The sequence below is a fragment of the Salinimicrobium oceani genome (assembly GCF_012037645.1).
The window spans coordinates 1-292 of record NZ_JAAVJR010001554.1; the positions used below are offsets into that span (position 1 = coordinate 1).

Below are 292 nucleotides of genomic sequence, written 5' to 3' on the forward strand. Positions count from 1 at the left end.
TTCGGGATCCCTGGACGCAGATAGGTTATCATGATCAACTGAAATTGACGAAAAGCTCGCAAACTAAGCATGAGCAGCTCGAAAAAGAGGTGCTTCAAAAAGCCGATTTAATTATTACCACCAGTTACACGACACAAAAGAAATTCCGGGAGAAAACAACAACCCCTGTAGAAGTGATCACTAATGGCTACGATGTGGAGCAGGTGGAAATGCTTCCGATGGATGAGAAATTTAGCCTTTCTCATATCGGGTCTTTACTTTCCGGAAGAAATCCTGAAAATCTTTGGAGAGC

General features: G+C 42.8%; 1 pseudogene. It reads left to right on the forward strand.

The annotated features are described in order from the left end of the window. A pseudogene (locus HC175_RS23040) lies at positions 1 to 292 on the forward strand (glycosyltransferase family 4 protein); the annotation flags it as partial.